Origin of the sequence: Leifsonia sp. SIMBA_070, from assembly GCF_046534635.1 — a bacterium.
Classification (GTDB): Bacteria; Actinomycetota; Actinomycetes; order Actinomycetales; family Microbacteriaceae; genus Leifsonia.
The window spans coordinates 1-279 of sequence record NZ_JAWRYK010000178.1 but is presented as its reverse complement, the minus strand read 5'-3'; the positions used below and the strand labels follow the sequence as shown (position 1 = coordinate 279).

Genomic DNA, 279 nt, shown 5'->3' with positions numbered 1-279 from the left:
CGATTGCATTTTCTGGGTGACGGTTTCGAACTCGTCCCGATAGTGGGGCGCGTGTCTCTCGAACTGGAAACGGGGTGTTTTTCGATCGTCTTGGGTGACGTCCTCAACGGTCATGGGCGTCGTCCTTTCAGGTGCGGGGCAGTCGAATACCAGGAGGGAGGGGTACTACTCGGTGATGGTGATTGCTCGTTCCGGGCACGATGCGAATGCCTCGCGGACACTCTTTTCGTGCTCCGCCGGTACGTCCTCGGTGATCGCCGACGCGTGTCCGTCGATGTC

At 59.5% G+C, this 279-nt stretch carries 1 protein-coding gene; it reads right to left on the bottom strand.

Going from position 1 to position 279, the window contains the following annotated elements; all coding sequences use genetic code 11:
- Positions 1-165: 165 nt before the first annotated feature.
- On the bottom strand, positions 166-276 hold the full coding sequence (locus SB754_RS19910) for a ferredoxin (protein WP_410784112.1): 111 nt from the start codon (positions 274-276) through the stop codon (positions 166-168).
- Between the last annotated feature and the right edge of the window lie 3 nt (positions 277-279).